This window comes from Lysinibacillus parviboronicapiens (assembly GCF_003049605.2).
GTDB lineage: Bacteria > Bacillota > Bacilli > Bacillales_A > Planococcaceae > Lysinibacillus > Lysinibacillus parviboronicapiens.
This window is the reverse complement of record NZ_CP073713.1, coordinates 4,377,203-4,390,570: the sequence shown is the minus strand read 5'-3', so window position 1 is coordinate 4,390,570 and position 13,368 is coordinate 4,377,203. Positions and strand designations below refer to the sequence as shown.

The 13,368-nt window shown below is 37.8% G+C and carries 16 protein-coding genes; 15 read left to right on the top strand and 1 reads right to left on the bottom strand.

What is annotated here, in order from left to right; all coding sequences use genetic code 11:
* Window positions 1-56 precede the first annotated feature (56 nt).
* The 5 genes from C9J31_RS21230 (at window position 57) to C9J31_RS21210 (ending at window position 5,405) form a co-directional block, all read left to right on the top strand.
* Entirely contained in the window at window positions 57-749 is a 693-nt protein-coding gene (locus C9J31_RS21230) for an alpha/beta hydrolase (RefSeq protein WP_107948840.1), read from the top strand.
* 351 nt (window positions 750-1,100) lie between these two features.
* Window positions 1,101-2,651, top strand: coding sequence for a degradosome RNA helicase CshA (cshA, locus tag C9J31_RS21225; RefSeq protein ID WP_107948842.1), 1,551 nt, complete (start codon window positions 1,101-1,103; stop codon window positions 2,649-2,651).
* Between the two features lie 114 nt (window positions 2,652-2,765).
* Window positions 2,766-3,245, top strand: a complete 480-nt coding sequence (locus C9J31_RS21220) for a PH domain-containing protein (RefSeq protein WP_107948844.1) — start codon at window positions 2,766-2,768, stop codon at window positions 3,243-3,245.
* Window positions 3,238-4,716 carry a PH domain-containing protein gene (locus C9J31_RS21215; RefSeq protein WP_107925466.1) on the top strand — a complete coding sequence of 493 codons (1,479 nt, stop codon included), beginning with the start codon at window positions 3,238-3,240 and terminating at the stop codon, window positions 4,714-4,716. The genes C9J31_RS21220 and C9J31_RS21215 overlap by 8 nt, the downstream gene beginning before the upstream one ends.
* A 113-nt stretch (window positions 4,717-4,829) precedes the next feature.
* Window positions 4,830-5,405, top strand: coding sequence for a GNAT family N-acetyltransferase (locus C9J31_RS21210; protein WP_107925468.1), 576 nt, complete (start codon window positions 4,830-4,832; stop codon window positions 5,403-5,405).
* 109 nt (window positions 5,406-5,514) lie between these two features.
* Here the strand turns inward: C9J31_RS21210 and C9J31_RS21205 are convergent, their stop codons facing one another.
* Entirely contained in the window at window positions 5,515-6,135 is a 621-nt protein-coding gene (locus tag C9J31_RS21205; protein WP_054768246.1) for a rhomboid family intramembrane serine protease, read from the bottom strand.
* 64 nt (window positions 6,136-6,199) lie between these two features.
* On the opposite strand from C9J31_RS21205, the gene acpS reads away from it, so the two are divergent.
* The 10 genes from acpS (at window position 6,200) to sigB (ending at window position 13,315) form a co-directional block, all read left to right on the top strand.
* Entirely contained in the window at window positions 6,200-6,553 is a 354-nt protein-coding gene (gene acpS, locus C9J31_RS21200; RefSeq protein ID WP_107948846.1) for a holo-ACP synthase, read from the top strand.
* A gap of 273 nt (window positions 6,554-6,826) precedes the next feature.
* Window positions 6,827-7,873 carry a LolA family protein gene (locus C9J31_RS21195; protein ID WP_107948848.1) on the top strand — a complete coding sequence of 349 codons (1,047 nt, stop codon included), beginning with the start codon at window positions 6,827-6,829 and terminating at the stop codon, window positions 7,871-7,873.
* Between the two features lie 215 nt (window positions 7,874-8,088).
* Complete coding sequence (gene alr / locus C9J31_RS21190) at window positions 8,089-9,210, top strand: alanine racemase (protein WP_107948850.1); 1,122 nt, start codon at window positions 8,089-8,091, stop codon at window positions 9,208-9,210.
* Window positions 9,211-9,359: 149 nt separating this feature from the next.
* On the top strand, window positions 9,360-9,623 hold the full coding sequence (locus tag C9J31_RS21185) for a hypothetical protein (RefSeq protein ID WP_054768249.1): 264 nt from the start codon (window positions 9,360-9,362) through the stop codon (window positions 9,621-9,623).
* A gap of 4 nt (window positions 9,624-9,627) precedes the next feature.
* On the top strand, window positions 9,628-9,978 hold the full coding sequence (locus C9J31_RS21180) for a type II toxin-antitoxin system PemK/MazF family toxin (RefSeq protein ID WP_008177055.1): 351 nt from the start codon (window positions 9,628-9,630) through the stop codon (window positions 9,976-9,978).
* A 287-nt stretch (window positions 9,979-10,265) separates the two neighbouring features.
* On the top strand, window positions 10,266-10,667 hold the full coding sequence (locus tag C9J31_RS21175; RefSeq protein WP_054768250.1) for an anti-sigma regulatory factor: 402 nt from the start codon (window positions 10,266-10,268) through the stop codon (window positions 10,665-10,667).
* Window positions 10,668-10,679: 12 nt separating this feature from the next.
* Window positions 10,680-11,678 carry a PP2C family protein-serine/threonine phosphatase gene (locus C9J31_RS21170; RefSeq protein WP_107948852.1) on the top strand — a complete coding sequence of 333 codons (999 nt, stop codon included), beginning with the start codon at window positions 10,680-10,682 and terminating at the stop codon, window positions 11,676-11,678.
* A gap of 71 nt (window positions 11,679-11,749) precedes the next feature.
* Window positions 11,750-12,082 (top strand): STAS domain-containing protein, encoded by a 333-nt coding sequence (locus tag C9J31_RS21165; RefSeq protein WP_054768251.1) that lies wholly within the window; start codon window positions 11,750-11,752, stop codon window positions 12,080-12,082.
* Entirely contained in the window at window positions 12,082-12,552 is a 471-nt protein-coding gene (rsbW, locus tag C9J31_RS21160; protein ID WP_107925474.1) for an anti-sigma B factor RsbW, read from the top strand. The genes C9J31_RS21165 and rsbW overlap by 1 nt, the downstream gene beginning before the upstream one ends.
* Window positions 12,530-13,315 carry an RNA polymerase sigma factor SigB gene (gene sigB / locus C9J31_RS21155; RefSeq protein WP_107948854.1) on the top strand — a complete coding sequence of 262 codons (786 nt, stop codon included), beginning with the start codon at window positions 12,530-12,532 and terminating at the stop codon, window positions 13,313-13,315. The genes rsbW and sigB overlap by 23 nt, the downstream gene beginning before the upstream one ends.
* Window positions 13,316-13,368: the final 53 nt, after the last annotated feature.

Here is a 13,368-nt window from a genome sequence, read left to right as displayed (position 1 = left end):
GGGATTAATCAATAAGTGCTAGTTGCCAAACTAGTTTCTTTTCTAGGGGTGAGGTAATGACAGTAGGGGTGCTATGTATACATGGATTTTCAGGTGGACCTTACGAAGTAGAACCATTTACAGCTTATTTACGGGCGCAGACAGATTGGTTGATTGAGACGCCCACCTTATCTGGACATGGTGAAGAATTGCATATGCGAGGTTTTACAGCAAAACATTGGCTAATGGATACTGAACTAGCTTTTCGTGCACTTGCGAAAAAGGTGGATGAAGTAATAATAGTTGGCTTTTCGATGGGTGGTATTATCGCTTTATACTTGGCGCAACGTTATAAAGTGAAAAAGCTTGTGTTACTTAGTGCGGCCGCGAGGTACGTGAGTCCAAAGCAGCTTGTTAAGGATTTTAAAATGCTGGCGACAGAGGCTTACCATCGCAATCTTTCTAATAATGAACTGTTTTTACGTTATCGCAGTAAATTTAACAACGTGCCCTTATCAGCAACAATTGAATTTATGAAACTCGTTCAAGCGGTAGCGCCGTATTATAAAAATATAAAAAATCCAGTATTTATAATCCAGGGAAAATTAGACGGTATTGTACCATATCATACGGCACAATTTTTGTATGATCAACTTGCCTCGAAAGACAAACATTTGTATTTTTCTGATAATGGCAAGCATCATATTTGTTATGGCGAGGATTGCTCTGCTTGGTTTTTAAGGGTTCTTGAATTTTTAAAGGGTCAATAAGTAGTCAGATTATTACGACTCATGCGTTATCGTTGCATACGACTGATTCACGTGATAGACTAGTGTAAGCAATGGATACATTTTGTGCGAAGACTCTTCATGATTTGGTTGAAGAGTGCTTTTTTTTGAACATAACGGTTTTATTCTAAGTGAATAATTACGACAGAATTGAACCGCTCGGTAAAGACCGGGCTTTCCTTTTCATATAAGAGAGCTCTACACGATACATCCACGTAGAGAGAATTTTTAAGTAACGGAAACGTTCCACACCACAGGCTCGAATTTGCCGACAACTTCATCTGAAAATGTAACCATTTGTCAACTTATAAAGGAAAAAGGAGATTGAGAAGTTTGACAAATTTTTCAGAATTAAATATTAGCGAATCTTCATTACGTTCACTAAAGCGTATGGGATTTGAAGAAGCAACACCAATACAAGAAGGTACTATCAAGTTTGCAATGGAAGGCCGCGACGTTTTAGGTCAAGCGCAAACTGGTACTGGTAAAACAGCAGCATTCGGTATTCCACTTATTGAGAAAATCGATCCTAAAAACCCTGCAATCCAAGCTTTAATCATCGCTCCGACTCGTGAGTTAGCGATTCAAGTTTCAGAAGAACTATATAAATTAGGTTACGACAAACGTGTTAAATTATTATCAGTTTACGGTGGTCAAGAAATTGGTCGTCAAATCCGTGCACTGAAAAATAAGCCACAAATTATTGTTGGTACACCAGGGCGTATTTTAGACCATATTAATCGTCGTACGCTTAAATTAGAAGAAGTTCAAACACTTGTACTAGACGAAGCGGATGAAATGCTGAACATGGGCTTCATCGATGACATTAACACAATTTTAGAAAGCGTGCCATCTAGCCGTCAAACATTATTGTTCTCAGCTACTATGCCACCAGCTATTCGTAAAATTGCTGAAACTTTCATGAACAACCCAGAAGTAGTTAAAATTAAAGCAAAAGAAATGACAGTTGAAAATATCGAGCAGTTCTTCGTGAAAGCGACTGAACGTGAGAAATTTGATGCGTTATCTCGTTTATTAGATGTTCAAAAACCGGAACTTGCGATTATCTTTGGTCGTACAAAACGCCGTGTTGATGAATTATCACAAGCGCTAAGCGTACGTGGTTACCTTGCAGAAGGTATTCATGGTGATTTAAGCCAAGCGAAACGTATTTCAGTTTTACGTCAATTCAAAGAGGGTAAAATTGACATTTTAATTGCAACGGACGTAGCTGCTCGTGGTCTTGATATTTCAGGCGTAACGCATGTTTACAACTTCGATATTCCACAAGATCCAGAATCTTACGTTCACCGTATTGGACGTACTGGTCGTGCTGGTAAATCGGGTACAGCAATCACTTTCGTAACACCACGTGAAATGGGTTACCTACGTATCGTTGAAGATACTACGAAAAAACGCATGACGCCACTTCGTCCACCAACAACTGACGAAGCATTGGTTGGTCAACAACGTTTAGCTGTTGAGAAGCTTGAGGGTCTTGTTACTAACAATGACTTAGGTGAATACCGCACTCTTGCTGCAGAATTACTTGAAAACCATGATGCAACAGATGTAGTTGCTGCTGCATTACGCTCATTAACAAAAGAGCCTGATGATACACCTGTAACAATTACAGAAGAGCGTCCATTACCAATGCGTCGTGAACGTTCTGGCGGTGGCGGAGGCCGCAGTGGAGGCCGTGGAGGTCGTAACTTCAGCGGAGGCCGTCGAGAAGGCGGACGAAGCGGAGAACGCCGCGGTGGAGATCGTGGAGGTCGCCGAGATGGCGGACGTCGTGACGGAGGTCGCCGTGAAGGTGGACAAGGTCAAAGTCAAGGACAAGGCCAAGGACGTTCTAGAGCTCCTCGCCGCCATGAAGACTAATACTCATTTTGAACCTTACAGTCTAATTTGACTGTAAGGTTTTTTTCGTTTTTAATTGAAACAATATGGTGTTTAGGTACGTATACATAGTTGAATAAAAGAGGAGGAACAACTTTGAGAGCAGAACCAATTCATCAAATTTCTCGTAAAGGGCTAACGGTATGGCGACTATATGGTGTAATTCAGACCGTGGTACTCATAATTGTGGCAGCATTTGTATGTTATGGCGTATATTATTTTGAATGGCCAACATTCATTTATTTTATTGCAGGTGCTGTTGTTTTACTGAGTGTCATTCTGTCTGTCTATTTATTTCCGAAGATTCGTTGGGATCGTTGGCGTTATGAAGTACGTGAACAAGAAATCGAAGTGCAGCATGGCTTATTCGTTGTAAAACGTACACTGATTCCAATGGTGCGTGTTCAACACGTTGATACAACACAAGGGCCGATATTAAAAAGATATAATCTCGGTAATATTTCGATTTCTACTGCTGCTACTGTACATACAATTCCTGCACTTATCATGGATGAGGCAGATGGACTGCGTGCGCGTATTTCGGAATTAGCAAGGGTGGCGGAAGATGATGTCTAATGAAATTTATCGTTTGCACCCAGTGTCGGCCATTATCACGACTATAAAAGCATTGAAGAGTATGATTTTACCAGTTGCGATTATTATTATTAGTAATGGCTTTAATTTTTCATTTAACTTCCACAGTGAACATTTTTTTGAAACGATTTTATTGTTTGGTGTATGGGGTGGAGCGGCAGTACTTGCACTTGTAGGTGGTCTTATAAAATGGCGCACATTTGTCTATTGGTTTGAGGATGGTGAACTACGTGTAAAGTACGGATTGTTCGTAAAGAAGAAACGATATATTCCATTTGAACGCATTCAAAGCTTAAATTATAATGAGGGCATTTTTCATCGTTTATTTGGTTTAGTAAAGGTGCAAGTTGAAACCGCTGGTAGTAAGGGCGGTAAGCCAGAGGTAGAATTAACAGCAATACGCAAGGTGGCAGCAGATGTTATTGAACTTGAAATGCGTCGGGCGAAAAGTCAAGTAGATCAACACATTGAAGCAGGACAGTCGCTTGATTCTACGCATGTGGAAGAAGTGATAGTTCCGACAATTTATCATATGTCAATCCGTGATTTACTGGTGTTAGCAACAACCTCTGGTGGAATTGGCGTAGTGCTTTCGGGGCTTGTGGCAGTAGTCTCACAGTTTTCAGATATTATTCCGTATGAAGCAGTATTCCATGAGCTTTCCGACTTTGTAAAAGTTGGTGCGTTTTTAGTAGCATTGACAGTCATGCTAATTCTTATAGTCGCATGGTTTGTATCCGTCATGATTACACTTGTAAATTATTACGATTATACAGTTCGAATTGAAGACGAAAAGCTTATTATTACAAAGGGTTTGCTGGAAAAGAAGCGCATTACCTTACCTTTAAATCGAATTCAAGCTATTCGCATTGTTGAAAATCCTTTACGTCAGTTAACAGGCTTTGCAACAGTTGTTGTAGAAAGTGCTGGAGGAAACGGTGAAACAGGTGGAGATAAGAAAATTGCACTGTTTCCACTTATTAAAAAGTCGGATTGTCTACAAACATTAGCTGAACTTTTTCCGGATATGAACTGGCATCCTGAATTCACACGTTCACCAAAACGAGCTCGTCCATTTTTTTATCGCATTGATTTTATTTGGCTTATACCGATAATTGGTGCAGGCAGTTATTTCTTATATCCGTATGGTTTGCTATCGTTGCTCCTGATTCCATTAACGATATTACTTGGTGTATGGCAACATAAAACGGCAGGCTATATGATTGATGGTAAACAATTTACCATGCAATATCGTCTGTTTAGTCGTATAACATTTTGTATGGAGAAAAAGCGTATACAATCGGTGGAGTGTACACAAACATATTTCCAAAAGAGGAAAAATGTTATGTCTGTTAAGGCTACAGTAATGTCAGGTATGACAGGTATGACAGGTAATGTTCCTAGTTTGGAACAACGTGATGCTGAAACAATATTATCTTGGTATGAATATTGATGACAACTATAAAAGCTAATCTTACAGTAAAATGTGAAGATTAGCTTTTTTATCTATAAATTTACAAAAATGATGTATATAATAGAATAAATCAAACGTAAGGGGTGGTAATCGTGTTTAAATATGATATTTGTGAGAAAACATATTTGAAATTGTTAGATTTAAGTGATGTGGATGAATTATTTGCACTGACTGATCGTTCAAGGGACACGTTGCGAGAGTGGTTGCCATTTGTGGATGATGTGATAACGGTAAAAGATACTGAACAATTTGTGAGAAATGCAATGCAACAATATGCAAATAATAATGGAATACAAGCTGGGATTTACTATGAAGGTAAACTTGCGGGTGTAATTGGCTTTCATCAAGTGAATTGGCAACATAAATGGACGAGTATAGGTTATTGGTTAGGTAAAGATTTTGTCGGCAAAGGGTTAGTTACTAATTCGATGAAAGCCTTTATTGATTATGCTTTTAGCTATTTGAAGTTAAATCGCATTGAGGTACGTGTAGCAGTAGGGAATATTCGAAGTCGCACCATACCTAAAGTGTTAGGCTTTCATGAAGAAGGCCGTCTTAGAGATGCAGAATGGTTATATGATCATCATGTAGACCAGGTTGTATATGGGTTAACGGCCGCTGAGTGGAAAAAAATTAAATCAACTAAAGGAGAAACTGTTGCGTTATAATTTGATCAACAAAGAGCAAATGTGAAACGGAAAGAACAATAAAGCCTGAAAGTAGATAAACAACAAAAGAGTGAAGGTTAAATTAATGACCTCACTCTCTTTTTTCGCGTTATTTACCTGCCATCTTTTGCTTACGCCAACTTAAGATTCTTTTTGGATGTAGGTAGACAAGTCCGAGAATGAATCCGGTTACTAAACCACCTAAATGAGCATAGACATTCACATTGGGCTGTAAAAACGTCATAATAACACTAATGACGATAATCGGTAAAATAACCTTACGTAGCATAGGCATGGTACGACGAGTATAGTATACAAGTGCCCCAAAAGCACCAAAAATTCCAAAGATAGCGCCGCTTGCGCCAAGACTCGCATAGCTACTATCATTTAGCATAAAGGTTGCCATGTTACCGATAACACCTGATACTAAGTAAATCGTGATGAAACGTGCCTTACCTGCAATCTTTTCAAGCTCAGGCCCGAATAAATACAGTGAAAACATATTGAAGAGTACATGCATAAAGCCAGCATGTAAAAACATTGCTGAGAAAACACGCCACCATTCACCGTTTTGTACGAGGAAATTTGCTTGCACACCATAGTTCCACAAAAGCGTACCTATGCCAGGTAAAAGAGTTAATACATAAAGGATAAGATTGACTGCTATTAATGTTGAAACAACAGGATAATACTTTGTATATTGCTTAAAATTTTCTGTTCTACTAAACATTGCTCCACCTCAATTTACAATTATTATACATGGCTTTTTGGAAATAAGAAAAGGAGAAGTTCATATGATTAAAGGAATTGGTCTCGACATTGTAGAAATCGAACGCATTGCTAAGGTGATGGCACGTTCAAATAAATTTATGGAACGTATTTTATCTCAAAGGGAACAGACAATATTTGCAACACATTCAGAAACTCGCAAAATAGAATTTTTGGCAGGGCGATTTGCCGCCAAAGAAGCTTTTTCTAAAGCGTTAGGTACGGGTATAGGTAAAGAATGTGAGCTCCAAGATATCGAGATATTAAGAGGAGAAGCTGGTAATCCGGTTCTATATTTTAAAGGGGAACGAGTGGACGGATATGTCAGCATTACACATACTCAGCAATATGCAGCTGCACAAGTAATATTACTATTGTAGTAAATTGTGATTGGCACAATTCACTCCCAGAAAAATTGCGACATTTGCCAGTAGGTGTTTTCGTTTAGTTAGCCACAGTACAATCGTTCGTTAAAAAGCAATCGCGTTCATCTTGCTAGCTGTAGGGTAGGAGGGCTTATGGTTACTTCGATTCTGCCACAAAACATATGATGGATGAAGATAAATATATAGCCTACTCTCTTCAAAAGACATAACTGACAAATACAGTTCATATATTGTCGTAGTGGATTTGAAAGAAGAAAGGGTGAAAGCGTGGGCAACCGTTTAGTTACTTGGCTCGTTTTAATTTGTGCGATATTACTTCTGTCGGCATGTGGTACAGCCTCACAGGAAAAAGTGTTGAAGAAAGTTAATGGCAAGTGGTCAGAGACAAATGGTTATGAATTAGACGCTACGATGGAGATTAAATCGGGTGGTGAACCGAGAAAGTATGATGTAACTGTTTGGCATACTAAACCTGATTTTTACCGAGTAGAAGTAGTAGAAAGTGGGAAAGATGTTTCGCAAATGATTGTGCGCAATGCAGATGGCGTCTTTGTCGTTACACCAACATTGAACAAAATGTATAAGTTTCAAAGTGATTGGCCAAAGAAAAATAGTCAGGCCTATTTAATTGGAGCACTTGCAGAAGATTTAGCAGAAGATAAAAATTTAGTCATGAAAGAAGAGGACAAAGCATATATATTTGAAGCGGCTACTAGAAATAGCTATAAAAATAGTATGCCTCACCAGGTCATAACAGTTGATAAAAAATCAATGCTTCCTACATCGGTAGTAATTATGAATGATGTGAAGGAAGAGCAAATTCGTATTACATTTAAAAATATAAAATTAGGTGTACAACATGCTGCGAAAGAATATGCAGTAGAGCAATTTACTGAATCAGATGAAACGAAGGGCGAACAAGCCGCGCCAGCAGAAAAAGATGATAAAGAAGCAGTTGGTGCAGAAGTAGAGTATGAAGAATTCCAAACACATTACCCAGTTGTGAATTTTGAAAACACAACAATGGTTGATGAGCAAGCTATGAATGATGGTGGTATGGAGCGTGTCATCTTAACATTTGAAGGTGATAAGGCGTATACTGTGATGCAACAACCAGCTACGAAAGAGACTGCTATGTTGCCGGTAACTTCTCCGGGAGATCCTGTTGACTTAGGCTTTACAATTGGTGCTATCACAGATACATCTATTAGTTGGGAAAAAGATGGCGTTGCCTTCTTTGTAGCATCGAGTAAGCTGACGCGCGAAGAAATGATTGAAGTTGCTAGTTCGATGACGATAAGTAGTATGAAGTAGTTTTTTACTAGCTACAGCTTTCTAGGTGAAGAAAGCTGTAGCTAGTTAAGCAAAAGAGTACATTTATAATAAAAAAAGTTGTATATTAACACTATTCAGGTGCTTTAACACCCAGAGCAATACGAACCCAACTAGATTTTATTTCAAGGTATAATAAATAAAAAAGTATTTTGGTATTACATAATGGTTTAATAAAACATAAAGAGGGTATTCTAATGGAGACACAGCAGCATTTTAGACCAACCAAAGCAATTATAGACTTACAAGCGATTCAACAAAACGTGAGAAACTTAAAAGAGCTACTTCAACCAAATGTACAAGTTATCGCAGTAGTGAAGGCAAATGCATATGGACATGGCGATGTAGCCGTTGCAAAAGCGGCGCTGGAAGCAGGCGCAACAATGCTAGCCGTAGCTACACCGGACGAAGCATTACATATTCGAGCACATTTTGAAGAACCAGACATACTAGTATTAGGAGCTTCGCCAGTGTCGTTTGCACCATACGCAGCTCAGCAACGCATTATTCTTACTACATTTGCAAGAGAATGGCTACAACAAGTTTCGACACTTATTACTAATATAGTAAATCCTCTACGCCTACATATTAAAGTAGATAGTGGAATGGGAAGAATCGGCGTACGTACAGAGGAACAATTATTAGATTTATATCATACGATTCAACTAACGGATAATGTGGAGCTTGACGGAATCTTCACACACTTCGCAACAGCCGATGAGGAGGATACGCAATATTTCGATAGCCAAGTGCAGTGTTTTGAAAAACTTATATCCGTATTACCTGAAAAACCAAGACTTGTACATGCTTCAAATACAGCGACGTCTTTAGTGAAAGATGCGCATTTACAATTTGATGCAGTACGATATGGTATTTCCATGTATGGATTATCGCCATCGTCTTATGTTGAAGAGATTTTACCATTTCCCTTGAACCCAGCCTTTTCACTTGAAAGTGAGCTTGTACATGTAAAGCACTTAAAGGTAGGCGAATCAGTAGGCTATGGTGCAACATTTGTTGCTCCTATAGATATGTGGATAGGTACTATCCCAGTAGGCTATGCGGATGGCGTAATTCGTAAACTAGCTGGACAAGAAGTTATTATTGGTGGACAAAGAACGCCGATAGTTGGACGAATTTGCATGGACCAATGTATGGTTGCCCTCCCAAAAGCATATGCTATAGGAGAGAAAGTAACGCTCATTGGTCGTCAAGGGCAAGAAGTTATTTCAATGAATGAATGGGCAGCAAAGCTTGAAACTATAAATTATGAAGTACCGTGCATTATAACAGCAAGAGTCCCTAGAATATATATTTAAAACACATATTCCTTCGACAACCAACAAAGATTTCACAACTTATACTTCTAATTGTCAGATATTTTGTCATTTCGTGTCTTTTCAACAATATCTTTCAATGGTAGAATGAGTAGTAATGAAAAGTGATGGTTCCGTTGGAGGTGCTTGCTGTGTACGAGAAAAAGTTTAGAGAAGCTACAATTGCTGTTCAAGACAGATTATTTCTACAAACAAAGGAAGTAATTGAAGGTGAATCTTTTGTGCATATTTTGTCGCGCAAAAATTTAATGCAGGAGCAACCAAATCAAATACGGGAAGCTATGATGAAAGGATATGTTGAAATGTCTCATATTAATCTGATGATTGCAAGTGAATGCTTGCATGCAGAATATGAAGCACAACATACAGTGGAGCGTCTCGTTAGCGGGGGATGACACTTTGAATGTAAAACGTGGTGACGTTTTTTTTGCAGATTTATCGCCGGTAGTCGGTTCCGAGCAAGGTGGTACTAGGCCGGTGTTAATTATTCAAAATGATATTGGCAATCGATTTAGTCCGACTGTCATCATCGCAGCAATTACTGCACAGATACAAAAGGCAAAACTACCGACACACGTTGAAATCAATGCTGAAAAGTATGGTTTTGAACGTGATTCGGTCATTTTGCTCGAACAAGTACGTACAATCGATAAGTCTAGGCTGACAGATCGTATTACGCAACTTGATCATGCAGTGATGGAAAAGGTAGATGGTGCGTTAATGATAAGTTTAGGACTTGTCAAATTTTGATATACATATATGTATAGAGCATCTGGATGATTTATTCATCTGGATGCTTTTTTAATATTTCTATTCTCAAATTCTACATTACCATAAATTTAATTTACTATTCAAAAATGGTATAAATAGATTTAAAATAGACACAAGCATTATAATAAAAGTAGATTTTTGTGAAAAATTGTCGAAAGGTTTATGGAGATTTACATAGAAAATAACCTCCATTTTTTTGACATTCATAAAATATTAAAATGCAAGGTGAATAGAATATAACTCCGTAAGGAATTGGAGGGACAACAGTGACAGTAAAGTCTTCGGTTGAAATTATTACTGAGTGGGATATAGTTGCAGCAAGACAACTAGGGCGCAATGAGGCGAAGGCACTTGGATTTGGAACTGTTGATCAAGCTCGAATAACCACAGCAATTAGTGAATTAGCTAGAAATATATATTTATACGCAAATATTGGTTTTATAGAAGTAGAGAGAGTTGAAACAGAAGCTGAAAAGAAAATTGTTATTATTGCATCAGACAAAGGCCCAGGTATTAAGGATGTTCGAAAAGTAATGGAAGATGGCTATTCAACAACTGGTGGACTAGGTGCAGGCTTACCTGGTGTTAAGAGGTTAATGGATAGCATGGACATACAATCTATAGTAGGAGAAGGTACGATTATCCGAACAGAAAAACGGCTGTGTTAGGAGGTGGATAATTTGAAAGAATTAGAGAAGCAATATAAAAAAATTTTATCGGATTATATGATCGATAAAACTGAAAAAAATTTATATATTGGTCAAAATTTCACCCGTCAATTAATCCAAAAAAATGTATCACCAGAGGATGTTGTAAGCATTCATAAAAACGCAATAGCGCAGATTTTTCCAGATAGAATAAAAGAAGTGCAGTCTGCATATGATTTTCTCATTGAAGTAATGGTGCACTATGGGATGGCACATAGAGAACACCAAAGTTTATTGCAAAAGCAGGCTGAATTTGAAATAGAAATGAATATCGCAACCAATATTCAAAAAACATTACTTAAAACTGTCATACCACAATTGTCGAGCGTTGATATTGGTATGATTTCGATTCCGATTCGTAAGATGAACGGCGACTATGTACATTTTTTACAAGATCAAGAGGATTACCTCAGTGTGGCTGTGACTGATGTTGTGGGCAAAGGCGTTCCTGCCGCACTGTGTATGTCTATGGTCAAATTTGGACTTGAAACGTTAGAATATGCTTATAAAGATCCTTCCTATGTATTAGAGGTCATCAATCGCGTCATTGAAAAAGGTGTGGACGATAGTATGTTCGTTTCTATGTTTTACGGTTGCTTGGATATTCAAAATAACATTTTTTCCTACGCATCTGCAGGCCATGAACCAGCGCTGCATTATCGTGCCAACGAAAACACCTTTTATTCTTTAGAGGCGAAAGGTTTACTACTTGGTGTATTACCTGAAATTAAGTATTCATATAATAAAATTTCCTTAAAGGAACAAGATATAGTGATAATCATGACAGATGGTGTTACAGAATTTAGAGCGCATGATGACGTAAATTCACGTGAAATGATTACGTCATTGATTGCGGAGCATAAACACCAATCTGCACAACAACTATGTAATCTTCTTCATAAAGAAATAGAGAGAATTCAAGATTTTAAACTATCAGATGACTTTTCAGTGGTAATTATAAAAAAAAAGTAAAAAATATGTTTAGAATTTTATAGTAAGGGAATTAGAAGAAGAGTCTAACAAATAAGGTGGAGGTGGGCTGTATGGACGTGTTGATCCATTTTAAAGAAGACGGTGCAAAATTATGTGGATTTGTTGAAGGTGAAATCGATACATTTACAGCTTCAGGCCTACGTGAAGAACTAGAGGCTGTGAAGATTACTAAGGGATTAGAAATCGAACTGGATTTATCAAAAGTAAATTATATGGATAGTACAGGGCTAGGCATTTTCGTAGCTTTTTATAAAAGAGCCACGCGTGAGGGCGGTAAAGTTAAACTAGTCGGCTTATCAAATAGATTACAAAGGTTATTTGAAATAACAGGATTAAGTGAATTAATGGATATTGAAACTGATAAAAAGGTGGAATTTAGCTGATGAAGGAATTTGATTATATTGAAATAAGGGTTCCTGCAAAGCCGCAATTTGTCAGTGTGATTCGTTTAACTGTTTCTGGATTAGCTAGTCGTATAGGATTTAATTATGATGATATTGAGGATTTAAAAATCGCAGCAAGTGAAGCAGTTACGAATGTTGTTCACCATGCTTATAAAGAAGTTGAAGAAGGCGAAATCGTAATTGGATGTGCCTTATATGAAAATAAGATAGAAATAATGATTGCAGATTACGGCAATAGTTTCAATTTTGAGGAAGTAAAGTCGAAAATTGGACCCTATCTTCCTGGGGAAAGTATTGCGGGACTAAGAGAAGGCGGTTTAGGACTTTACTTAATGGAAACTTTGATGGATGAGGTGATGATTAATAACGATGGTGGCGTAACTGTTTTCATGACAAAGTATGTCGCTAGAGAGCAGGTGGAAAAAAATGTCGAAAGAATCACTACATAAATCTTCGTCAAAGGAAGATGTATTAAGGTGGATTGCACTGTACCAATCAACTGAGGATGATGAAGCACAAACAAATTTAGTCATTCATTACCGGTATTTGGTAGAGTCTATTGCTCGTAAATATTCACATGGTAAATCTTATTATGATGATATCGTCCAAGTAGGGATGCTTGGTTTATTAGGTGCTATTAGACGTTTTGATCCAGATTTTGGCCGAAGCTTTGAGGCATTTGCTGTTCCGACCATTGTAGGGGAAATTAAGCGCTTTTTACGTGATAAAACATGGGATGTTCACGTGCCAAGACGAATTAAAGAATTAGGACCCCGCATTAAATCAACTGTAGAAGCGCTGACAATTGAATTACAAAGATCACCTTCTATTAAAGAAATCGCAGATCGATTAGAAGTGCAAGAAGAGGAAGTTTTAGAGGCGATGGAGATGAGTCGCAGTTACCAGGCACTTTCTATGGACCATTCCATCGAATCTGATTCTGATGGAAGTACTGTAACGTTATTCGATATTATGGGTAAAGAAGATGTTGGTTATGAAATGACCAATAGAAGAATGATTGTATCCGATGCAATGGAAATTTTAAATGAACGAGAAAAACAAATTATACAGCTTACCTATTTAGACCAACTTAGTCAAAAAGAAGCTGGAGAACGATTGGGGATTTCTCAAATGCATGTATCAAGGATACAGCGGAAAGCCATTAAAAAATTGCAGGAGGTCATCCTGTCTAGTGGTAGTGTGTCGCTCTAAAAATCAGAAAGAGGCGTTTATTACTATGGGGTTCCTCTATCCTATAATAATAA